Here is a 20119-nt window from a genome sequence, read left to right on the forward strand (position 1 = left end):
CCCGCGGGCTCACTTCATCGCGTCGGCGATGGTCTTGGCGTTGACGCGGTAGACGCCCAGCAGGTCGAGGTCGTCGGCCGGGTAGTTGACGATCATCACCTGCTTCGCGGGCGAGTCCGCCAGCACGGTGCCGGTGCTCATGTGGGTGTTCTCGAACACGAACTGCGGCCCCTTGCCGGACAGGTCGGCCACCTGGGACGCGGTGATCGGCTCGGGCCCGTAGACGCCGAGCACCTGCGCGCCCGCGAGGTCCGCGGCGTAGCCGACGAACGCCTGCGCCACGACCTTCGGCTGCTGCCCGCCCGGCCACGCGGCCTTCACCTGGCCCGCGAGCGCGGTGTACTCGGTGTCGAAGGACGCGGTCCACTTCGCCGCGGCCTCCTTGGTGCCGAACAACTCCCCGAGCCTCGTCACCTCGGCCTTGACCTTGTCGCGCGAGTTGTCCAGCGCGACCTCGACGGTCTTCGCGTCCGACCCGGCCGCGTCGGTGATCTTCTTGGCGAAGCCCTCGAACGGCGCGAACAGCACGAAGTCCGCGTCGGCGACGGCCGCCAAGTCGGACGGCTTCGGGTCGTAGTCCGGGGCGTGCATCACGGACTGGGGCACGATCACCTTCACGTCGGTCGCGCCCGCCGCCTTGGCGAACCCCGCCTCCCACGTCGTGGTCGCGACGACCTTGGGGCCGTCGGACTTGGCGGCGGGCGTCGTCGGGGCGCCTGCCCCGCAGCCCGCCAGCAGCGCCGAGGCGACTAGTGCGGCGAGACCGCTTCGTGGGGTGAGGACTGCCATGCGGTGGTTCTCCGTTCGGGGATCAGGTGGGCGGCGAGGGCGATGACCCCCGCCAGGAGCACGAGGACCGGGCCGGGTGGCTGGTCCAGGAGAAGGGCGAGGGTGAACCCGGCCAGGTTGACCACGACGCCGATGCCGACCGCCCACGCGGCCATGCCGGTCAGCGAGTGGGCCAACCGCCGGGCGGCCAGCGCGGGCAGCAGGGTGAGGGCGTCGACCAGCAGCGCGCCGGTCAGCCGGATCGCGCCCGCCACGGCGATCGCGACCAGCACCAGCAGCACCGTCGTGAGCCGCTCGACCCGGACCCCCGAGCACGCGGCCAACTCCCGGTCGTGCAGCAGCAGCGCGAGTTGTTCGCGGCGCAGGAAGAACAGGCCGGGTACGACCACCGCCAGCACGGCGAGCAGCACGACGTCACCGGTGCGCGTCGCCAGGATCGACCCCCACAGCAGCTCGAACGCGCCCGCGGCGTTGACCCCGGAGATCGACAGGAGCAGCAGCGCCGCCGCGATGGCGAGGCTCATCAACAGCCCCATCGCGCCGGACAGGCCGGTGGAGCTGCGGGCCAGCGGGGCGAGGCCCGCGCCCGACAGTCCACACGCGACCACCGCGCACAGCAACGGGTCCACGCCCGTCAGCAGGCCGAAGGCGATGCCCAGCAGGGCGATGTGCATCATCGCGAACCGCACCGGGACGATGTCCAGGCCGATGATGACCACGCCGACGATCGGCAGCCCGATCGCGCCGAGCAGCAAGGCGAACGCCGCCCGCTGGACGGACCCGAGCGCCAGCAGGTCCAGGAACCCGGTCACGTGATCTCCCGCAGGGTTCCGGCGGCCATCTCCAGCACGCGTTCGCACCGGTCCACGACGGCGCGGTCGTGCGTGACCACCAGCACCGTCACCGGCAGGCCGGTCAAGAGTCGCGCGGCGTCGGCCTGGCCCGCGAAGTCCAGCGCCGCCGTCGGCTCGTCGGCCAGCAGCAGTCCCGCGCCCGCGGCGATGCAGCCCATCGCGCGGGCGAGGTAGGTGCGTTGCAACTGCCCGCCGGACAACGTGTGCAGCGGCTGGGACCGCAGGTGGGCGACCCCCAATTCCTCGGCGGCGGCACGGGCCGCCTCCGGCGCTCCGCTGCTGGCGAGCAGCTCGTCGGCCAGCAGCGGGAACCGGCCCGCGGCCTGCTTCTGCGGGATCCACGCGGCCTCCCGCCGCCGTCGGGTCCAGTCCGCGGCGGACCCGGCGCGCACCCCGCCGACCTCGATCACGCCCGACCGCGCCGGGTGCAGCCCGAGAACGGCCCGCAGCAACGTGGTCTTGCCGGAGCCGTTGGTGCCGGTCAGCGCGACCCGTTCCCCCGGATCGACGACCAGGTCCACCTCGCGCACGACGGCTCTCCGCCCGTGTGCGCACGTCACCCCGTCCAAGCGCACCCGCAGTCCCACCGACACCCGTCCCCCTCGATCCGCTGGCCCGCCCAGTAGTCGGCGCGTGGGCGGTCCTGGTTCCCGGCGGTGGCGGGGGACTTGGCATCATCATGGGCCGCCGACGGGAGGACCCACATGACGAGCGCGCCGCCCACGGGCGACGACGAACGGGCGCTGCTCGGCCACACCTCCGTGGTCGGGTGCGCCGTCTACGTCGACGGTCTGCGCGTGCCGGGGTCGTGGACGCCCGCCGACGCCTTGGCCGAAGTGCGCCGACGTGGCGAGGGGTTCGTGTGGCTCGGCCTGCTCGAACCGCCGATCGAGGAGGTCCGGGCGCTCGCGGAGGTGTTCGGGCTGCCCGGCCGGGCCCCGGCCGACGCCGTGCGCGGCTACCTGCGGCCGAAGCTGGAGCACCACGCCGACTGCACGTTCATGGTGCTCAAGACGGCCCACCACGTCGCCCACGACGCGCCCGGCAGGGCGAGCGAGATCGTGGAGACCGGCGAGGTGATGGCGTTCCTGGGCCCGGACTTCGTCGTCACGGTCCGGCACGGGCGGCACTCCAGCCTGCGCGGCCTGCGCGAGGAGCTGGAGGCCGCGCCCGGACGGCTCGCGCGCGGCCCGTCCGCGGTGCTGCACGCCATCGCCGACCACGTCGTGGCCAGCCACCTCGGCGTGACGCAGGCGTTCGAGGGCGACATCGACGAGATCGAGGCGCAGGTCTTCGTCCCGGACAGCCCGGTCGGCGCGGAGCAGATGTACCTGATGAAGCGCGAGATCGTGGAGCTGAACAGGTCCGTGACCCCGCTGGCCACGCTGCTGCGCGCGTTGGGGGAGCACGAGAGCCCGCTGGTGCCCGAGGACGTCCGGGCGGACTTCCGCGACCTCGTGGACCGGCTGGCGTCGGTGTCCGAGCGGATCGCCTCGTTCGACGTGCTGCTGACCAGCCTGCTCTACGCGACCCTGGCGAAGATCACCCTGCGGCAGAACGACGACGTCCGCAAGATCACCTCGTGGGCGGCCATCGTCGCCCTGCCGACCATGGTCTTCGGGCTGTACGGGATGAACTTCGAGACCATGCCCGAGCTGCACTGGGAGTACGGCTACTACGGCGTGCTGGCCGTGGTCGCCACCGGCTGCCTGGTGCTGCACCGGATGTTCAAGCGCAACCGGTGGCTGTAGCGGTCAGCCCGCGGCGGGGATCGGCTTGCCGAGCATGACGCAGATCGCCGCGTCCACCAGCCGGTCCTCGGCCGCGCCCGCCTCGGCGTTCGCCTTGAGGCCGAAGTGCGTGGTGCTCAGGATCGACACCGTCCTGCGCCCGGACGGGTCCGCGAAGTTGTCGCTGCGGTAGCCGGGCAGCGCGCCGTCGTGGCCCCACACCGTGCCGCACGGCGAGCGGTACTCCTCCAGCCCCAGCCCGTAGCTCCGGTTCACGCCGGTCTCGTCCTCCACGATGCTGGGCCGCATCTCCGCCAGCAGCCGCCGGGGGAACAGTTCCCCGGCCAGCAGCGCCCGGTCGAACCGGGCCCAGTCCGCGGTGGTGGACACGATGGACCCCGCCGCGTCGTCCCACGACTGGTCGAGCCCGGTGACGTTCACGTGCTCGTCGTGGACCGGCCCCACGAAGCCGAAGCCCTCCGGCGTGCCCGGCGGCAGGATGGGCGCGAGGTGCGCCGCGTCGGGCTCGTAGCCGTGCGCGATCCGCGGCACCGCGCCGTCGGGCAGGAAGGTGTCCTTGAGCCCCAACGGCCGGGCGATGCGCCGCTGCACGAGGTCGGGGAGCGTGCGGCCGGTGACCTTCTCCAGCACCAGGCCGAGCGCGGTGTACCCGGTGTTGCTGTAGTGGAACTCCTGGCCGGGCGCGGACTTCACCGGCAGGCCGGTGCCGATCGCGAGCAGTTCCAACGGAGTCGGCAGCGGCGCTTGGCCGGTGATCACCGGCAGCACCTCGTACGCGTAGTCGGCGATCCCGCTGGTGTGGTTGAGCAGCATCCGCAGGGTGATGTTCCGGCCGTTGGGCACGAGGCCCGGCAGCCACTTCTCCACGGTGTCGTCCAGCGCGAGCCGGTGTTCGCCGACCAGTTGCAGCACGAGCGTCGCCGTGACGGTCTTGGTGTTCGAGCCCATCCGGAACCGGTCGCCCGCGGCCAGCTCGTGGTCGGCCGTGGTCCACGCGGCCTGCCGGACGACCTCCACGGCCGGGCCGCGGCCGGTGTCGACCCGGACCACCACGCCCGGCACCCCGGCGGCGACGGCCGCCTCGGCGATCCGCCGCAACTCCCGGACGTCGGACGTCGTGGCGGACGCCGGGACCGCGGTGGCCGCGGTCAGCAGTGCCAGCGTGAGCGCCGCGAGCCGGGTGGTCTTGCGCGTCATGGGTTCTTCTCCTCGTCGTCGTCGCCACCGCCTCGGTGACAAGATCGACGCTAGGAGTCGGGGACTCGCGGCGGGATCACCCCGAGGTGAGCCGTTTATGGCTCCCGTGGGGGATGGACGGCGGTCATTCGGGCGTGACGAGGCCGATCCGGTAGGCCAGCACGACGGCTTGGACGCGGTCGCGCAGGTCGAGCTTCGCGAAGATCCGCGACACGTAGGTCTTCACGGTCTCCCGGCCCAGGAACAGGGTGTCGGCGATCTCGGCGTTCGACATCCCGGCGGCGACCAGCCGCAGCACCTCGACCTCGCGCGCGGTCAGGTCCGCCAACGCCTCCTCGACCCGCTTGGCCGCGCCGCCGTCGTCGCGGATCCGCTCGCCGTACCGGCCGATCAGCCCGCGGGTGACCTCGGGGGCCAGCAGCGCGTTGCCCGCCGCGATCGTCCGCACGCCCGCGATCATCTCGGCGGGCGGGGTGTCCTTGAGCAGGAACCCGCTCGCGCCTGCGCGCAGCGCCTCGAACACGTACTCGTCGAGGTTGAACGTCGTCACCACGAGCACCTTGACGCGGTCGGGCGACTCCGGGCCCGCGATCAGCCGGGTGGCCTCGATCCCGTCGAGCTTCGGCATCCGGATGTCCATGACGACCACGTCCGGGCGCAGCCGTCGGGCCTCGCGCACGGCGTCGACCCCGTTGTCCGCCTCGCCGACGACCTCGATGTCGGCCTGCGCGCCCAGGATCGTCACGTAGCCCGCGCGCATCATCGCCTGGTCGTCGCAGACCAGCACCCTGGTGGTCACACGGCACCGGACCTGGTCGGCAGCCGGGCGCGCAGGACGAACCCGCCGTCGTCGTCGCGCCGCGCGGTCAACTCCCCGCCCACGAGGGACACCCGCCTCCGCAACCCGGCCAGCCCGCGCCCGGACTCCGGTGGCCTTGGGACGGGTTCGGGACCGCCCGCCGTCGTCACCTCGACCGTCACCTCGTCGGGCACGGCGTGCGACACCCGGACCACGGTCCGGCGGCCCGGCGCGTGCTTCAGCGCGTTGGTGAGCGCCTCCTGCACGACCCGGTACGCGGCCAGTTCCACGATCCCGTCGACCTGGCGCGGCTCGCCGTCGCGCACCACGTCCACCGGCTGCCCGGTGAGCCGGGTCCGCTCCACGAGGTCGCCCAGCAACCCCGCCGTCGGCGCGCGGGGAGCGGCGGGCGCGTCGTGGGCCGGGGCGAGCACGCCGAGCAGGTCGCGCAGGTCCGCGAGCGCTCGCCGCCCGGTGCCGCCGATGGCCTCCAGCCCGCCCACGACCGCCGCCCGGTCCGCCTCCGGCACGTACTGCGCCGCGTCGGCCTGCATGACCATCGCGGTCACGTGGTGCGTCACCACGTCGTGCAGCTCGCGGGCGATCCGCTCGCGCTCCTCCCGCATGGCCGTCTCCAGGTCGCGCTCCTGCTGCCGTTCCTGCTCCCGCAGCCGCGACCGGGTCGCCGTGCCCATCAACCAGCAGCCCGCGGGCAGCGCGAGGAACTCCAGGTACTCCACGACCGTGAACGGCGAGCCCGCCGCGACCAGGGCGATCGACACGCCGAGGTACACCGCGACCCACGTGACGGCCGTGGCGCGGCGGAACCGCTCCTGGTGCGCGCCCGCGCCGTAGAGCGCCAGGTACAGCGCGATCGACGCGGCGGTGGGGCGGTAACCCAGGTACTGGTAGGCGAAGAACGCCGACGACACCAGCAGCAGGCACAGCGCCGGAGCCCGGCCGCGCACCACGAGTGGCGCGCAGTGGGCGAGCACCAGCAGCGCGGCCAGGAGGTCGAACGCCCGCAGCGGCGTCAACCAGCCCAGGACGGTGCCCTTGTCGGCCAGGCCTGGCGTGAACGACACCGCCGCGACCAGCAGCGCGACCAGGACGTCCCGCCTGGCTCGGGGGAGCGCTCGGACGTGGTCTGCCCAACGGCTGAGCGGCGGCCCCTGCATGGGGGCGCAGTATAGGGAGCGGGCCTGCCGGGACGGCCGAATGGACTAGTGTGCCGGGTTCGTGATCGGGCACCTCACGTTTCCGGTCGCCGCGGCGTCTACTGGATGTGATCGTGAAACCGTTCGAGCGGATCGTGGACGAGTACGGGCCGGTGGTGCTCCGGGTCTGCCGCGCCGTGGTGGGGCCGGTCGACGCGGACGACGCGTGGTCCGAGACGTTCCTGTCCGCGCTGAAGGCCTATCCCGGACTGCCCGCCGACGCCAACGTGGAGGCGTGGCTCGTCACGATCGCGCACCGCAAGGCCGTCGACATCACCCGCGCGCGGGCCCGCCGGGCCGTGCCGGTCGGCGAGCCGCCCGAGGAGCACAGCCGCACCGGCAGGCCCGAGGACTGGGACGGCGACCTGTGGGACGAGCTGGCCCGGCTGCCGGACAAGCAGCGCGCGGCCGTGGCGTACCACCACCTGGTCGGCCTGCCGTACCAGGAGGTCGCCGCGATCGTGGGCGGCAGCGCCGACGCCGCCCGCCGCGCGGCGGCCGACGGGATGAAGGCCTTGCGCGCCAGGTACCTGAAGACCACCGAACTGGAAGGAGCGCCGTCATGACGCACGTCGACGCGTTGCGGGACAAGGCGGTCACCGCCGAACTGCGCGACCGGCTGGACGGGGCCGTCGGCGCCCACCTGCGCGACCGCCTGGTCGCCGCCGCCCACCGGGAAGGCCTCCTGGACGTGGCCTACCGCACCGTGGACTCGCCCGTCGGGCCGCTGCTGCTGGCCGCGACCAGCGCGGGCCTCGTCCGCGTCGCCTTCGACCTCGAAGGCCAGGACGCGGTGCTGGCCGAACTCGCCACCCTGGTGAGCCCCCGGATCCTCGCCGCGCCCGCGCGGCTCGACGCCGTGGCGCGGCAGGTCGACGAGTACTTCGCCGGCACCCGGCACGACTTCGACGTGCCGCTGGACTTCCGGCTGTCCAAGGGGTTCCGCCGCTCGGTCCTCGAACACCTCGTCGACATCCCCTACGGCCGGACCGAGAGCTACGCGCAGGTCGCGACCGCCGCGGGCAGCCCGAAGGCCGTCCGCGCGGTCGGCACCGCCTGCGCGACCAACCCCATCCCGCTCGTGGTCCCGTGCCACCGCGTCGTCCGCTCGAACGGCTCGTTCGGCGGCTACCGCGGCGGCGAGGACGCGAAGCGGCTCCTGCTGACCATGGAGGCCGCGGCGTGAAGCACGCCTTGATCGACAGCCCGGTGGGCCCGTTGACGCTCGTCGGCGACGGCGAGTCCCTCGTGGGCCTCTACTTCGACGGCCACAAGCGCCGCCCGCGCGTGACCGACCTCGGCCCGCGCGACGACGCGGCCTTCCCCGAGGTCGTTCGGCAGCTCGGCGAGTACTTCGCGGGCGAGCGCACCGAGTTCGACCTCCCGCTGGCCCCGCGCGGCAGCGGGTTCGAACGCCGGGTGTGGGCGCTGCTGACCAAGATCCCGCACGGCGAGACCCGCACGTACGGCCAACTGGCCGCCGAGTTGGGCGAACCGGGAGCCGCGCAGGCCGTCGGCAACGCCAACGGGTGGAACCCGATCAGCATCATCGTGCCGTGCCACCGGGTCGTGGGGGCGAGCGGCGGCCTCACAGGCTACGCGGGAGGCCTGGAGCGCAAGCGTTTCCTGCTGGCACTGGAGGAACCGCCCGCGGCCGACGACGGCAGGCTGTTCTAGCCGTGGACTCCCCGGCCCGGAACCGGGTGACGCCGCTGGGCGAGATCGTCGCGATCCCGCTGCGCGGCGCGTGGACCGGCAACCGGGGAGTCCTGCACGAGGGCCGGGAGATCGTGCGGCGGCACGCGGGCGACCTCTGGATCACCTGCGCGCTGGAGTTCCGCGACCGGCGGCGCGAGCAGTGGCTGCCCCGCCGGTGGACGCACCTGTTCTTCCACGACGAGGCCGTGTCGTTCGCCGCCGGACACCGCCCGTGCGGCGAGTGCCGCCGCCCCGGCTACCTGGCGTACCAGGAGGCGTGGGGCGGCGCGTCGGCGCGGGAGATGAACCGGCGGCTGCACGACGAGCGGATCGTCCGCGGTACCCACCGCCGCCGTCTGCACGCCTTGCCGTGGAGGGACTTGCCGGACGGCGTGTTCGTGCTGCTCGACGACATCCCGGCGGTGGTGGTCGACGATCACCTGACCACGTGGACCCACGAGGGTTACCGCGACCACCTCCCGGTGCCGACGGCGGGCACGGCGTGCTTGATCACCCCGCCGGCCACGGTCGCGGTGCTGCGGGCGGGCTACCCGGTCCAGGTGGACGACTCGGCGCGCTAGTCGAGCTTCCCCAGCCCGATCGGGTTCACCGCGGGCAGCACGGCCTGGCACGCCACCGCCGGGCCGTGCAACCGCTCCACCACGTCCGCCGTGCCCCCGGCTCGCGTCCAGCCGTCCCACGCGAGCACGTCCGTGACCCGCTCGACCTCGTCGAGCAGCCGCCGCCCCGCGTCGCTGATCCGCCCGTCGCGCACCAGGCCCCGCTCCGCCAACGCCTCCGCCGCGGCCGACCACTCGTCGTCGGTCCACCCGCGCGCGGGTTGCAGCACCGAGCGCTCCAGGTCGGAGGAAGCCCGCAGCACCAACGACTCCAGCCCGGTCAGCCCGGCCGTGAGCAACGCCGCCACGTGCCCGTCCCCGCGGTGCTCGCGCAGCACGGTCGTCGCCAGCCACAGCCGTTCGAACGGGTCCTCCGGCCGCAGCAGAGCGGCGTTCGCCGCCGCCAGCACCCGCCCGTCGCACGGCATCCCCGCCACGACCGCCCACAGGTCGTCCGCGAGCCCGGCGACGTCACCGCCGAACGACTCGGCCACCGCGCGCCCGGCGCCGACCCGCCGCGCCTCCAGGACCGCCTCCGGCGACGCCAGCTCCCACACGGCGGGCAGCGCCCGTCCCGTCATGGCCACCGAGAAGCCGAAGAACGACGCTCGCACCGGCCCTTCGCCCACGGCCCCCAACGGGGCCGCGCGCTGCGCGAAGTACCCCCGCCAGAACCCGCGCAGCCCCACGTCGCTCAACGCCGCCAACGCCGTCGGGTGGAAGTACACGACCGCGTGCACCGACTCGTACAACTCCCAGAACCGCCGCGCACCTGTCATCCCACGGATGATGCCCGACCGGCGGCCTCGGTGAGGTCCCGGATCGCCAGGACGCTCGGGTGCCACGGTCGGGCGGTCGGGCCGGTCAGCACGAGCTTGCGCTCCTGCCGGGGCCGCAGCGGGACCAGCGTGAGGGTGTCCGACAGCATGCTCGCGGCCAGCGAGGGCAGGACCCCGACGCCGATGCCCGCCTCCACCATGGACAGCAGCGTCATCAGCTCCCGGATGCGCCGGGCGGGCCGGTAGGGCAGGTCCGCCAGCGCGTGCAGGCGGCGCAGCGGCGGCTCGAACCCGGACGTGGTGACCAGCAGCGGGTCCTCCAACAGGTCGGCGAGGTCGATGACGTCCTCGCCCGCCAGCGGGTGGTCGGCGCGGACCACGGCCTCGTAGACGTCGGTCGCCACGTGCAGCGCGCCGTGGGGGAGCGGGTCCGGGTCGATGAGGAAGGCGGCGTCGACCGTGCCGCTCTCCAACCACTGGTGGATCTCCTCGTCGACCGCCTCGAAGACGGTGATCTCCAGGTGCGGCAGGCGTTCGTGCCACAGCCGCAGCAGCCCCGGCAGCAGACCGCGCGCCACGGTCGGCGGCACGGACAGGCTGATCGTCCCGCTGGTCGCGGCCCTGGTGTGCGCGGCCGCGGCGGCCGTGAGGGACCGCGCGGCGGCGAGCGTCGCGCGGGCGTGGGGGAGCAGGACCTCGCCGAGCGCGGTCGGGCGGACGGGGGTGGCCCGCGCGACGAGATCGCCGCCCACCGCGGCCTCGAGCGAGGCGAGCGCGTGCGACACCGAGGACTGGCTCATGCCCAGCGCGCCCGCCGCGGCGCCGAACCCGCCGTGGTCCGCCACGGCCACGAACACGTCCAGTTGACGCAAGGTCACGCTCATCGACTCCGCCGATCACCGGATGAAGTGCATCGATTTGCCTCATCGTAACGGCCGGGGTGATGCTGGAGGCCGATCAAGGAGGTCCTGTGCTGAACCAGGCCGGTGTGCACGTCCTGGACAACCCGGTCCACGGGTCCCTGTCCTCTCCCGCTCACGCCCACCTCGCCCTCACCCGCGGTCGCGCCCTGCGCTACCCGGCCGACGTGTCGCCGTTCCTCGGCCTGCCCGACGACCCCACGGTGGAGGACTGGAACGACGCGGCCCACCTGCTGGGCCCCGACACCGCCGCCTACCCGCACCGGTCGGGTTCGGTGCCCGACGACTGGACCGTCGTCGACCAGTTCGACCTCGTGCAGATGACCGCGTCCCCCACCGCCGAGGGCGCACCGGACCCCCGCGCCGTCCGCCTGGGCCCCGAGGACGTCCCGGAGATGCTCGACCTGGCGGCCCTCACCAAACCCGGCCCGTTCCTGCCGCGCACCATCGAGATGGGCACCTACCTGGGCATCCGCCAGGACGGCGTGCTGACCGCCATGGCAGGCGAACGCATGCGCCCCTCGGGTTGGGTCGAGATCAGCGCCGTCTGCACCTCCCCGGCCTACCGCGGCCAAGGCTTGGGCACCAGCCTCGTCCGCGCACTGATCGCCACCGCCACCGACCGGGGCGACACCGCGTTCCTCCACGTGACAGCCACCAACACCAACGCCATCCGCCTCTACGAGACCCTGGGATTCACCGCCCGCCGCGACTTCCACCTCGCCGTGCTCCGCGGTCCCCACGCCGTGGCGTAGCGGTCCTGGCGAGGTCGGCTGCGCCGATGACGCCCGCGTGCGTGCCCAGCGTGGCGGGACGGATCGGGACTTGAGCGCGGGGTTTGGTGGGCTTGGTGGCCGCCGCGGCGGTGTGGACGAAGTGCTGGAACGCGGGGTCGGTGCCGAGGCCGCCGCCGAGCAGGACCTGGGCCGGGTCGAGGACGGCGGTCAGGATCGTGATGCCGTGGACCAGGTGGGTGGTGATCTCGGTGACCACCTCGGTCGCGGACGTGGTGCCGCGCAGTGCTTCTCGGAGTGCGGCGTGGCCGGTGGGCCAGCCTGCCGCCTGTGCGGCGCGGTGCAGGGCGCGGCCGCTGGCGTACTGCTCCCAGCAGCCCCGCGAGCCGCACTCGCACGGTCTGCCCGCAGGGACCAGGGGGAGGTGGCCGATCTCGCCGCCCGCGCCGGTGGCTCCCCGGACGACCCGGTCGTCGACGACGATGCCCCCGCCGATGCCGGTGCCGACGGTGATCAGCACGAGCGAGTCCCCGCGCGGGTGGCCGCCGAAGCGGTGTTCGGCCCACGCGGCCGCGTCGGCGTCGTTGTCGACGTGGACGGTGACCGAGGGCGGCAGTCGGAGGGCGGCCGCGAGGTCCAGGTCGGTCCAGTCGAGGTTCGCCGCGGCGGTGACGATCCCGGTGCGCGGGTCCACCCCGCCGGGCACGACGAGTCCCACGGCGGTCGGGGCATGCCGGCTCCGGTAGTCGTCGACGAGGGCGACGACCTGGTCGACGACGGCCTGCCCGGTCCCGGCGGTGGGGATCGTGGCGACCTCGTCGACCGTCCCGTCCGGGTGGACCAGGCCGCACGCGATCTTCGTGCCGCCGATGTCGATCCCGAGCGCACGGTCCATCGTCGGGCCTTCCTTGACAAGGGGCATTCGTTTTGATTCGGTTTGGTTCGAATGGTTTCGAATCCGACCGAACAGGAAGGACGCGACCGTGTCAAGGGAGAGCGTGACCCGGCTGGCCCTGATCGGCTGCGGGCGGATCGCCCAGGTGGCGCACCTGCCCGCGCTGGAGAAGGCGGACGGGGTCGACCTGGTGGCCGTGTGCGACCCGAGCGAGGACGTGGTCCACGCCGTGGCGCGGCGCTACGGCGTGCCCTCGGCGCACACCGACCAGGCCGAGGTCTTCCAGGACCCGTCGGTCGACGCGGTCATCGTCGCCGCTCCCGACCGGTTCCACCGCTCGATCGCCGCCGAGGCGCTCACGGCGGGCAAGCACGTGCTGGTGGAGAAGCCCCTGGCCACGACGGTCCAGGAGGCCCAAGACCTGGCGGACCTGGTCCACCGGACCGGGCTGGTGCTCCAGGTCGGCGCGATGAAGCGCCACGACCAGGGCCTCCAGTACGCCCGGCGGTTCGTCGCGGAACGCCTGGGCGGCCCCCGCTCGTTCACCGCCTGGTACCGCATCGGCGACCTGCGCCCCGGCATCGAGGCCACGCTGTTCCCGCACGTCCACGCGGACCCCGCGGCGCGCGAGACCGAGGCCGCCTTCAAGGCGGACCGCCGCCGCTACCTGCTCGCGACGCACGGCTCGCACATCTTCGACACGGTCCGGTTCCTGCTCGGCGACGTCGCCTCCGTGGTCGTGCGGCACCGCGAGGACGGCCGCGACCAGACGTGGCAGGTCCTGCTGACCACCGCGTCCGGCGCGGTCGGCACCGTCGGCATCACGGTCGACGTGCCCGGCCTGCCGTCCGAGGGGATCGAGGTGTTCGGCGCGCACGGCTCGGTGCGGGTGGACACGCACTTCCCGTTCTACCGCCGCGCTTCCACCGTCCACGCGTACGTCGACGGCGCCACGACCGTTCCGGAACTCACCGACGGTGACGCCTACGAGCGCCAGGTCGAGGCGTTCGCTCGCGCCATCCGGGAAGGCGGTGCGCCGGACCCGGACGTCGACGACGGCGTGCAGGCCGTGCGGCTCATCGACGCCACGGCCACCGCCGTCGAGACCGGCGTCGAGGTGGCGCTGTGAGCGACCTGGCTCCCCGGCTGGGCATCTTCGCCCGCACCTTCCCCCGCCGCACGCCCGCGGAGGTGGCCACGGCCGTCGCCGGAGCGGGCTACGCCCTGGCGCACTGGAACTTCGCCGCGATCGGCCTGCCGACCCTGGCGGTCGACGTCGAGGACGCCCGCTTCACCGAGGTGCGCGCGGCCTTCGACGCCGCGGGCCTGGCCATCCCCAGCGTGTCCGGGACGTTCAACGCCATCCACCCCGACACCGGGCTGCGCCGTCGCCAGACCGAGCAGGCCGTCCGGCTGATCGAGCTGATCGGCGTGCTCGGCGCGGACGTCCTCACCCTGTGCACGGGCACCCGCGACCCGGAGAACATGTGGCGGGCCCACCCGGACAACACCGATCCCGCCGCGTGGAACGACCTGCGGCGCACCCTGGACCCGCTGCTCGACGCCGCCCGCGCTGCGGGGGTCCGGCTGGGCGTCGAACCCGAGCACGGCAACGTCGTCCGCGACGCGCAGGCCGCCGCCCGCCTGCTCGCCGAACTCGGCGACGACGCCCCGATCGGCATCGTGCTCGACCCCGCCAACCTGCTCACGCCGCACACGGTCGCCCGGCAGGACGAGATCGTCGGCGAGGCCGTGGACCTGCTCGGCGCGCGGATCCTCGGCACCCAGGCCAAGGACGTCGTCGAGTCCGGCTACGCCGCGGCGGGCGCTGGCCTGATGGACTACCCGGCGCTGTTCGCCCAACTGGACCGGGTCGCCGCCGGGCCGATGATCGTCCAGGACGCCTCCGAGGAGGACGCCCCGCGCGTCCACGCCGACCTGCTCCGCTGGCACGCCGAGGCGGCGGCCCGGTGACGGCCGTCCTGCTGCACGGCCTCGGCGGGAGTCGGGCGCAGTCGCTCGACCTCCTCCCCGCCGACGTCCGCGCCACGCGGATCGCCCCGGACCTGCCGGGCCACGGCGACATGGACCTCACAGACGACCAGCCGGTGTCGTTCGCCGCCTTCGCCGCGCTGGTCGCCGACCTCCTCGACTCGCCGCGCCTCGGCGGGCCGGTGCCGGTGGTCGGGGTCTCGATGGGCGCGGGCGTGGCCACGACCCTGGCCGCCACCCGACCGGACCTCGTGGAGCGGCTGGTCCTCGTCCGGCCCGCGTGGCTGGACGTGAGCCCGGCGCCGAACCTCGCCCCGTTCGGCCGGATCGCCGACCTCCTGCGCACCCTCGGCCCCGAAGCGGGCCTCGACGCGTTCCGGACGACACCCGAGTACCTGTCCGTCGTGGACACCTCGCCCGCCATGGCGGCGTCCCTGCTCGGCCAGTTCGCCCGCCCCCACGCCGTCGCGCGGTCCAGGGTGCTGGCCGAGCTGCCCCACGACCTGCCGCTGCCGAACCGCGAGGCGTACGCCGACCTCCGCGTGCCCACGCTCGTCCTCGCCGCTCCCGGCGACCCGGTGCACCCCGAGGAACTGGCCCGCACGCTCACCACGTGGATCCCCGGCGCGCGGCTGACCCTGGTGCCGCACAAGGGAGTGGACCCCGCCGAGCACCGGACCGCCGTCCACCGCGAGGTCGCCGCCGCGCTCGGGTCGTCGGACCCGGAACCGTAGCCGGCTACAGTGTCGACCATGTCGAACGACCACCCCGTCTTCGCCGAGGAACGGCGTCGGAGCATCGCCGACACCGTCGCGGCGCGGGGCCGGGTGCGGCTGGCCGACCTCGTCGAGGCGTACGGGGTCACCGAGCCGACCATCCGCAAGGACCTCGACGAACTCCAGCGGCGTCGGCTGCTGCGCCGCACCCACGGCGGCGCGATCGCCGTGGAGCCGCGGCACGAGGTGCCGTTCCACGACCGCGGCGGCCACCACCTGGAGGCCAAGCGGCTCATCGCCCGCGCGTGCCGCGACGAGATCACCCGTGGCGCGTCGGTGTTCCTCGACTCCGGCACCACCGTGCAGGCGATCGCCGAGGACCTCTCGGACGTCACCGTCCTCACCAACGCGCTCGGTGTGGCCTCGCTCGTCGCGGACCGACCGGGCGTCCGGCACACGTTGATCGGCGGTCAGGTCCGGCCGCTCGGCGGGTCGCTCATCGGCCCGGTCGCCCTGGACAACCTCGCCCGGTTCACCGTCGACATCGCCTTCGTCGGCGCGAGCGGGCTGACCGAGGACGGGCTCACCGTCGCGGACGTCTCCGAGGCTCAGGTCAAGCAGGCCGTCATCGACCGGGCCCGCCGGGTCGTCGTTCCGTTGGACAGCAGCAAGTTCGGCGTCAGCGACTTCGTCTCGGTGTGCTCGCTCGACCGCGTGGACGTGGTCGTCACCGAGCGCGCCACCGACGACGTCACGCGGTGGTGCCGCGACCACGACGTCGAGTTGACCGTCGCGCGGTAGCGGCTACGCCCGCTTGCCGCGGCGGCGCGGGGTGGTCTGGCGGGACAGGGCCAGGTCGGGCACGGTAGCGACCAGGTCTTCCGGTGCGGACAGGCGCCAGGCCTCGAAGAGCAGTTCGGCCAGTTCGTCGGCCTCGACGCCGTCGAGGTAGACGACGACCCAGCCGAAGCCGCCGGACGTGAACTGCTCCTCGAACACGTCCGGGCGTTCGGCCACCAGTGCGAGCTGTTCGGTGATGGTCTGCTTGAGACCGACGGTCTGCGTGCGGGGCCAGTAGTAGCCGAAGCGCTTGCCGCTCACGCTGAACGAGCTGTACTGCGCGCCGTCCGCGCGCTGCACGTCCACGAGGGTGGTGAGGAGGTGGAAGAACTCGTCGCTCGACACGGACACGGTCGCTCCCCGGAAAGTCAGGAGCCCCAGTATAGGTGGGTGGCCGGGCGGGGGACCCGACCACCCACGGGGTCACGCGGGCAGCGTCCAGGCCTGGTTGGAGTTCCCCGTGCAGTCCCAGATCTGGAGGCGGGTGCCGTCGGCCGAGGCCTTGCCGACGGCGTCGAGGCAGCGGCCGGAGCCGGTGTTGACCAGCCGGGTTCCGGTGGCCGTCCACTGCTGGGCGGCCGTGCCGTTGCAGTCGTAGAGCTGGACTGCCGTGCCGTTGGCCGTGCCCGCCGAGGTGACGTCGAGGCACTTGCCCAGTGCCCGCACGGTGCCGTCGGTGCCGACCGTCCAGCGCTGCGCGGTGCCGCCGTCGCAGGTGTAGAGCTGGACCGGCGTGCCGTTGGCCGGGTTCGCGGCCTGGACGTCGACGCACTTGCCGCCGATGCCGGTGATCGGGCCGGTGCGGGTGGACGGCGGGGTGAGGTGGACCTCGCCGCGGTTGAGGACCCGGCCGTCGTAGTAGGTGCGCTTGACGGACTCGTTGTCGTTCCACGCCGGATCGGTGAGCCAGCCGATCCACACGCTGAAGTACGTCCACCTCGGTTGCGCGGCCAGGGTTTGCGGGGTGGGCACGGTGCCGACCTCGGCGAGCGCGATCGGCTTGCCGCCCGCGACGGACAGCATCGCCTGGTAGTACTCCGCCGTGGGCTGCTTGTTGGACCACGCGTCCAGCGTGGCTAGGTCCACGTAGGACGAACCGGGCCAGTAGTCGGACAGGTGCGCCGCGCCGCCCGCGATGTCCTTCACGTTCCACACCCACACGAGGTTCGTCAGGCCCTGGGTGTTCGCGAGGTAGTCGTGGGTGATCTGGTAGAGCTTGCGGCTCCCGTTCGCGCCGGGACGGCCGCCCCACCACGACCAGCCCTCGTTCATCTCGTGGATCGGCCGCCACAGCACCGGGACGCCGCTGTTCTTCAGGTCCCGCAGGAAGGGCACGGCCTCGTCGAGGCGCTGCTTCCACCGCCGGTTGAGCGCGGACCCGTCCGTGACCAGCTCGGTCCACTGCGACTCGGACAGCGTGCTGCGGATCGCGCCGTCGCCCCAGTCCCAGTGGCACGTCGTGGCGACCGTGGGCGGGCACGAGTGCCACATGAGCGCGGGGATCGAGCCCGCCGCCCACACGGCCTTGGCCTGGGCGACCACGGTCGCGCGGGCGTTGACGTCGGTCTGCTCGAAGGCGAAGTCGCCGCCCCAGACGCCGGGGTACTCGCCGGTGATGTCGTGGACCTTGTTCTGCCACGTCCACGGCGCCGAACTCGGGCCGTCCTGCTGGCCGGACAGGGTGTTCCGGCCGCTGATGGACGCGAGGTAGCCCACCACGTCGGCGGCGGTGGTGGTGGCCGAGGCGGGGGCCGGGGCGGTGGTCAGGAGCGCGGCGACGGCCAGCGCCGCGGCCCAGCGGCGGGTCACGCGGCACCGCCCGTGTAGCGCTGGAAGAACTGCCACATCAGGGTGTTGGCGTCGATCTCGCGGGTGGTCGTGCCGTTGCCCGCGGACTCGGTCGGCGCGCCCGGCCAGGTGTGGCCGCCGTCGGACACGGCGTAGAGGACCACGTCCGCGCCGCACCCGGTGTACGCGATCCGGGAGACGTGCGCGGAAACCGCCGTGGTGGTGGGAGTCGGACCGCAGCCGTCGATGGCCGCCCACCGCTGCTGCGCCGCGGGCACGGAGTACCGCCACACATCACTGCCACCACCCGCGTACGGGTTCGTGGCGTCCTGCTGACCGTGGAACGCGATCACTGGAACACCGCGGCCCGGTTGGCAGGAAACGGTGTCCGGACGGGTGGTGTCGTTCGGGTCGGGGCGACCCGCCCGCAGGCCCGCCACCGGGGCGATGGCGGCGACCTTGCCGGGACGGGCGCACGCGTAGGCCGACACCATCCGACCGCCGCCGGAGTAGCCGGTGCCGTAGACGCGGGTGGTGTCGGCGCACAGGGGAGCGGCGAGCGTGGCGACCACTTGGTCCAGGAACGCCACGTCGTCGCGTGCCCCCGCGGGTGGAGCGCCGACGCCGGGGACGTTCCAGACGTAGCCGCTCCCGCTGGGGATCGCGCCGCTCGGGGCGATGACGGCGTACTTGTCCCGGTCGGCGGCGGCTTTCATGCCGCTGTACGCGAGCTGCCCTGGGCCCGTGCTGGTGCTGCCGTGCAGGTTCAGCACGACCGGGAGCGGGCTTGTGGTTCCGGCGGGGACGTAGGTGGTGACCGGGTAGGTGGTCCCGGCGAACGTGACCGGCAGGATCCGTTCGCCGGGGGTGGCCGTGCACCGCGCGGTCCCGCTCGGCAGCGTCCAGTTCTGGTTCGTCTGGCCGTTGCACGTCCAGAGTTGCAGCTTCGTGCCGTCGGCGCTGGACTGGCCGGTGGCGTCCAGGCAGCGGCCGGTTTCGGGGTTGCGCAAGGTGGTCCCGTTCTGCGTCCACTGCTGGTGCGTGTTGCCCGACAGGCACGTCCACAGCTGGATCTTCGTGCCGTCGGCGTTGATGCCGCCGTTCACGTCGAGGCACGCGCCCAGTGCGCGGACCGTGCCGTCCGTCCCGACGGTCCACTGCTGCGCGCCGCTGCCGTTGCACGTGTACAGCTGCACCTGCGTGCCGTCGGCCGGGTTGGCCCCGGCCACGTCCACGCACTTGCCCGCGAGCCCGGTGATCGGCCCGGTGCGCGAACCACCACCGCCGCCGCCGGGCACGGTGAACTCGCCGCGGTTGAGCACGCGGGGCGCGAAGTACGACTGCTGCACGGCCGCGTTGGTGTTGTACGCGGGGTCGGTGAGCCACTCCGCCCACACCATCCACCACGCCCACCGCGGCTGGGCGTTCATCAGCGCGGGGCTGGGCACCCGGCCGACCTCGGCCAGCGCGATGGGCTTGCCGCCCGCGATGGACAGCATCGCCTGGTAGTCCGACGCGCTGGGTTCGAGCTTCGCCCACACGTCCAGGCTTGCCACGTCCACGTAGGACGCTCCCGGCCAGTACTGGGAGATCGAGCCCATGTTGACGTCCTTGACGTTCCACACCCACACCAGGTTCGTCAGCCCCTGCGTCTTCGTGAGGTGGTCGTGGACGATCTGGTACAGCTTGCGGCTGCCGTCGGCTCCGGGACGCCCGCCCCACCACGACCAGCCCTCGTTCATCTCGTGGATCGGCCGCCACAGCACGGGCACGCCCGCGTTCTGCAACTGCCGCAGGTAGGGCACGGCCTCGTTCAACCGGTTCTTGAACGCGGTGTTGAGCGCCGTGCCGTCGGTGACGAGCTGGCTCCACTGCTGGTCGTTCAGGTGCGACTTGATGGTGTTGTCCCAGTCGCAGGTGGAGCCGGTGGTGGGCGGGCAGAGGTGCCACGTCAGGGCGACCACCGAGCCGCCGCGCCACTGCCGGATCGCCTCGTCGACCATCGACTGCCGGTGGGCGACGTCGTCGGCCTGGAACAGGAAGTCACCGCCCCACAGTCCGGGGGTCTGGCCGGTGATCGACTGGGCCACGCGGGTGTACTTCGTGGGGTCGGAGTTGGGTTCCCGGTTGTGCTGGCCGGACAGCGTGTACTGGCCGGAGATGCCGGTGAGGTAGTCGATCAGGGCCGCGCGGGTCGAGGTGGGGAACGCCCGCGCCGACGTGGGGACGAGCAGGGACGCGACGAGCAGGAGCGCGCAGGCGACCGCCGAGCGGGTCATCGCGGCGGCTCGACGAGCAGGGGTGAGCGGGACATGGAACGGCCTCCTCGGGCAGGGGTGAGGGGTGCGACCACGGATTACCCGGTGAACTTAACCGCGTAAGCACCTGGACCATAGGAGTGTCATCCAGTGCTGTCAACGATTGTGCGCATTCTTGGCCGGGACAGAGAAGCTTGATTGATTAACCGCGAAAGTCGCCAGGGGCGAACGGGCGATCGGCGGCGGCCGTTGCGCCGAACGGCTCCGGGCTC

Annotated in this window: 22 protein-coding genes; 10 read left to right on the plus strand and 12 right to left on the minus strand. The window is 73.2% G+C overall.

What is annotated here, in order from left to right; genetic code table 11:
• Nucleotides 1-9 precede the first annotated feature (9 nt).
• From ACFWW9_RS22760 to ACFWW9_RS22770, 3 genes are read right to left on the minus strand one after another with little or no spacing between them, the layout of a single operon-like run.
• Complete coding sequence (locus ACFWW9_RS22760; RefSeq protein ID WP_390381237.1) at nucleotides 10-789, minus strand: metal ABC transporter solute-binding protein, Zn/Mn family; 780 nt, start codon at nucleotides 787-789, stop codon at nucleotides 10-12.
• Nucleotides 750-1601 (minus strand): metal ABC transporter permease, encoded by an 852-nt coding sequence (locus ACFWW9_RS22765; RefSeq protein WP_390381240.1) that lies wholly within the window; start codon nucleotides 1599-1601, stop codon nucleotides 750-752. The genes ACFWW9_RS22760 and ACFWW9_RS22765 overlap by 40 nt, the downstream gene beginning before the upstream one ends.
• Nucleotides 1598-2173: an ATP-binding cassette domain-containing protein gene (locus ACFWW9_RS22770; RefSeq protein ID WP_390381243.1), complete on the minus strand. Its 576-nt coding sequence runs from the start codon at nucleotides 2171-2173 to the stop codon at nucleotides 1598-1600. The genes ACFWW9_RS22765 and ACFWW9_RS22770 overlap by 4 nt, the downstream gene beginning before the upstream one ends.
• 174 nt (nucleotides 2174-2347) lie before the next feature.
• Here ACFWW9_RS22770 and ACFWW9_RS22775 point away from each other — a divergent pair, with 174 nt between their 5' ends.
• A complete protein-coding gene (locus tag ACFWW9_RS22775; RefSeq protein ID WP_390381246.1) occupies nucleotides 2348-3394 on the plus strand; it encodes a magnesium and cobalt transport protein CorA in 1047 nt (348 codons plus the stop codon).
• 3 nt (nucleotides 3395-3397) lie between these two features.
• Here the strand turns inward: ACFWW9_RS22775 and ACFWW9_RS22780 are convergent, their stop codons facing one another.
• From ACFWW9_RS22780 to ACFWW9_RS22790, 3 genes are all read right to left on the minus strand, one after another.
• Complete coding sequence (locus tag ACFWW9_RS22780; protein ID WP_390381249.1) at nucleotides 3398-4591, minus strand: serine hydrolase domain-containing protein; 1194 nt, start codon at nucleotides 4589-4591, stop codon at nucleotides 3398-3400.
• 124 nt (nucleotides 4592-4715) lie between these two features.
• Nucleotides 4716-5390, minus strand: a complete 675-nt coding sequence (locus ACFWW9_RS22785; protein WP_390381252.1) for a response regulator — start codon at nucleotides 5388-5390, stop codon at nucleotides 4716-4718.
• The gene (locus ACFWW9_RS22790; protein WP_390381255.1) at nucleotides 5387-6568 is read right to left on the minus strand and encodes a histidine kinase; all 1182 of its coding nucleotides are present in this window, start codon (nucleotides 6566-6568) and stop codon (nucleotides 5387-5389) included. Before ACFWW9_RS22790 ends, ACFWW9_RS22785 begins: the two co-directional genes overlap by 4 nt.
• A gap of 107 nt (nucleotides 6569-6675) precedes the next feature.
• On the opposite strand from ACFWW9_RS22790, the gene ACFWW9_RS22795 reads away from it, so the two are divergent.
• From ACFWW9_RS22795 to ACFWW9_RS22810, 4 genes are read left to right on the plus strand one after another with little or no spacing between them, the layout of a single operon-like run.
• A complete protein-coding gene (locus ACFWW9_RS22795) occupies nucleotides 6676-7173 on the plus strand; it encodes an RNA polymerase sigma factor (RefSeq protein ID WP_390381258.1) in 498 nt (165 codons plus the stop codon).
• Nucleotides 7170-7793: a methylated-DNA--[protein]-cysteine S-methyltransferase gene (locus ACFWW9_RS22800; protein ID WP_390381261.1), complete on the plus strand. Its 624-nt coding sequence runs from the start codon at nucleotides 7170-7172 to the stop codon at nucleotides 7791-7793. Before ACFWW9_RS22795 ends, ACFWW9_RS22800 begins: the two co-directional genes overlap by 4 nt.
• Nucleotides 7790-8284, plus strand: coding sequence for a methylated-DNA--[protein]-cysteine S-methyltransferase (locus ACFWW9_RS22805; RefSeq protein WP_390381264.1), 495 nt, complete (start codon nucleotides 7790-7792; stop codon nucleotides 8282-8284). The genes ACFWW9_RS22800 and ACFWW9_RS22805 overlap by 4 nt, the downstream gene beginning before the upstream one ends.
• Before the next feature lie 2 nt (nucleotides 8285-8286).
• On the plus strand, nucleotides 8287-8886 hold the full coding sequence (locus ACFWW9_RS22810) for a hypothetical protein (RefSeq protein ID WP_390381267.1): 600 nt from the start codon (nucleotides 8287-8289) through the stop codon (nucleotides 8884-8886).
• Here ACFWW9_RS22810 and ACFWW9_RS22815 read toward each other — a convergent pair.
• Together ACFWW9_RS22815 and ACFWW9_RS22820 are read right to left on the minus strand one after the other, a co-directional pair.
• Nucleotides 8883-9704, minus strand: a complete 822-nt coding sequence (locus tag ACFWW9_RS22815; RefSeq protein ID WP_390381270.1) for a hypothetical protein — start codon at nucleotides 9702-9704, stop codon at nucleotides 8883-8885. The two genes, ACFWW9_RS22810 and ACFWW9_RS22815, sit on opposite strands and share 4 nt — an antisense overlap.
• Nucleotides 9701-10582 (minus strand): LysR substrate-binding domain-containing protein, encoded by an 882-nt coding sequence (locus tag ACFWW9_RS22820; protein WP_390381273.1) that lies wholly within the window; start codon nucleotides 10580-10582, stop codon nucleotides 9701-9703. Before ACFWW9_RS22820 ends, ACFWW9_RS22815 begins: the two co-directional genes overlap by 4 nt.
• 92 nt (nucleotides 10583-10674) lie before the next feature.
• Here ACFWW9_RS22820 and ACFWW9_RS22825 point away from each other — a divergent pair, with 92 nt between their 5' ends.
• Entirely contained in the window at nucleotides 10675-11379 is a 705-nt protein-coding gene (locus ACFWW9_RS22825) for a GNAT family N-acetyltransferase (protein ID WP_390381276.1), read from the plus strand.
• On the opposite strand, the gene ACFWW9_RS22830 is transcribed toward ACFWW9_RS22825, so the two are convergent.
• A complete protein-coding gene (locus ACFWW9_RS22830; protein ID WP_390381279.1) occupies nucleotides 11321-12253 on the minus strand; it encodes an ROK family protein in 933 nt (310 codons plus the stop codon). The genes ACFWW9_RS22825 and ACFWW9_RS22830 overlap by 59 nt on opposite strands.
• Nucleotides 12254-12341: 88 nt before the next feature.
• On the opposite strand from ACFWW9_RS22830, the gene ACFWW9_RS22835 reads away from it, so the two are divergent.
• From ACFWW9_RS22835 to ACFWW9_RS22850, 4 genes are read left to right on the plus strand one after another with little or no spacing between them, the layout of a single operon-like run.
• On the plus strand, nucleotides 12342-13382 hold the full coding sequence (locus ACFWW9_RS22835) for a Gfo/Idh/MocA family protein (protein ID WP_390381282.1): 1041 nt from the start codon (nucleotides 12342-12344) through the stop codon (nucleotides 13380-13382).
• Nucleotides 13379-14227, plus strand: a complete 849-nt coding sequence (locus ACFWW9_RS22840; protein ID WP_390381285.1) for a sugar phosphate isomerase/epimerase family protein — start codon at nucleotides 13379-13381, stop codon at nucleotides 14225-14227. Before ACFWW9_RS22835 ends, ACFWW9_RS22840 begins: the two co-directional genes overlap by 4 nt.
• Entirely contained in the window at nucleotides 14224-14979 is a 756-nt protein-coding gene (locus ACFWW9_RS22845) for an alpha/beta fold hydrolase (RefSeq protein WP_390381288.1), read from the plus strand. The genes ACFWW9_RS22840 and ACFWW9_RS22845 overlap by 4 nt, the downstream gene beginning before the upstream one ends.
• A gap of 18 nt (nucleotides 14980-14997) precedes the next feature.
• Nucleotides 14998-15762, plus strand: coding sequence for a DeoR/GlpR family DNA-binding transcription regulator (locus ACFWW9_RS22850; protein WP_390381291.1), 765 nt, complete (start codon nucleotides 14998-15000; stop codon nucleotides 15760-15762).
• Between the two features lie 3 nt (nucleotides 15763-15765).
• Here ACFWW9_RS22850 and ACFWW9_RS22855 read toward each other — a convergent pair whose 3' ends face one another.
• From ACFWW9_RS22855 to ACFWW9_RS22865, 3 genes are all read right to left on the minus strand, one after another.
• Complete coding sequence (locus ACFWW9_RS22855) at nucleotides 15766-16152, minus strand: MmcQ/YjbR family DNA-binding protein (RefSeq protein ID WP_390381293.1); 387 nt, start codon at nucleotides 16150-16152, stop codon at nucleotides 15766-15768.
• A gap of 72 nt (nucleotides 16153-16224) precedes the next feature.
• The gene (locus tag ACFWW9_RS22860; protein WP_390381296.1) at nucleotides 16225-17610 is read right to left on the minus strand and encodes a glycosyl hydrolase; all 1386 of its coding nucleotides are present in this window, start codon (nucleotides 17608-17610) and stop codon (nucleotides 16225-16227) included.
• Nucleotides 17607-19868: a glycosyl hydrolase gene (locus tag ACFWW9_RS22865; protein ID WP_390381298.1), complete on the minus strand. Its 2262-nt coding sequence runs from the start codon at nucleotides 19866-19868 to the stop codon at nucleotides 17607-17609. Before ACFWW9_RS22865 ends, ACFWW9_RS22860 begins: the two co-directional genes overlap by 4 nt.
• Between the last annotated feature and the right edge of the window lie 251 nt (nucleotides 19869-20119).

The organism is Umezawaea sp. NPDC059074 (genome assembly GCF_042738955.1).
In the GTDB taxonomy this organism is placed as follows: Bacteria; Actinomycetota; Actinomycetes; order Mycobacteriales; family Pseudonocardiaceae; genus Umezawaea.

What these genes read in the sequence shown, in the direction of transcription:
- ACFWW9_RS22760 (WP_390381237.1), bottom strand. Translation starts at nt 789, where the DNA reads ATGGCAGTCCTCACCCCACGAAGCGGTCTCGCCGCACTAGTCGCCTCG.
- ACFWW9_RS22775 (WP_390381246.1), top strand. Translation starts at nt 2,348, where the DNA reads ATGACGAGCGCGCCGCCCACGGGCGACGACGAACGGGCGCTGCTCGGC.
- ACFWW9_RS22780 (WP_390381249.1), bottom strand. Translation starts at nt 4,591, where the DNA reads ATGACGCGCAAGACCACCCGGCTCGCGGCGCTCACGCTGGCACTGCTG.
- ACFWW9_RS22790 (WP_390381255.1), bottom strand. Translation starts at nt 6,568, where the DNA reads ATGCAGGGGCCGCCGCTCAGCCGTTGGGCAGACCACGTCCGAGCGCTC.
- ACFWW9_RS22800 (WP_390381261.1), top strand. Translation starts at nt 7,170, where the DNA reads ATGACGCACGTCGACGCGTTGCGGGACAAGGCGGTCACCGCCGAACTG.
- ACFWW9_RS22815 (WP_390381270.1), bottom strand. Translation starts at nt 9,704, where the DNA reads ATGACAGGTGCGCGGCGGTTCTGGGAGTTGTACGAGTCGGTGCACGCG.
- ACFWW9_RS22830 (WP_390381279.1), bottom strand. Translation starts at nt 12,253, where the DNA reads ATGGACCGTGCGCTCGGGATCGACATCGGCGGCACGAAGATCGCGTGC.
- ACFWW9_RS22850 (WP_390381291.1), top strand. Translation starts at nt 14,998, where the DNA reads ATGTCGAACGACCACCCCGTCTTCGCCGAGGAACGGCGTCGGAGCATC.
- ACFWW9_RS22865 (WP_390381298.1), bottom strand. Translation starts at nt 19,868, where the DNA reads ATGACCCGCTCGGCGGTCGCCTGCGCGCTCCTGCTCGTCGCGTCCCTG.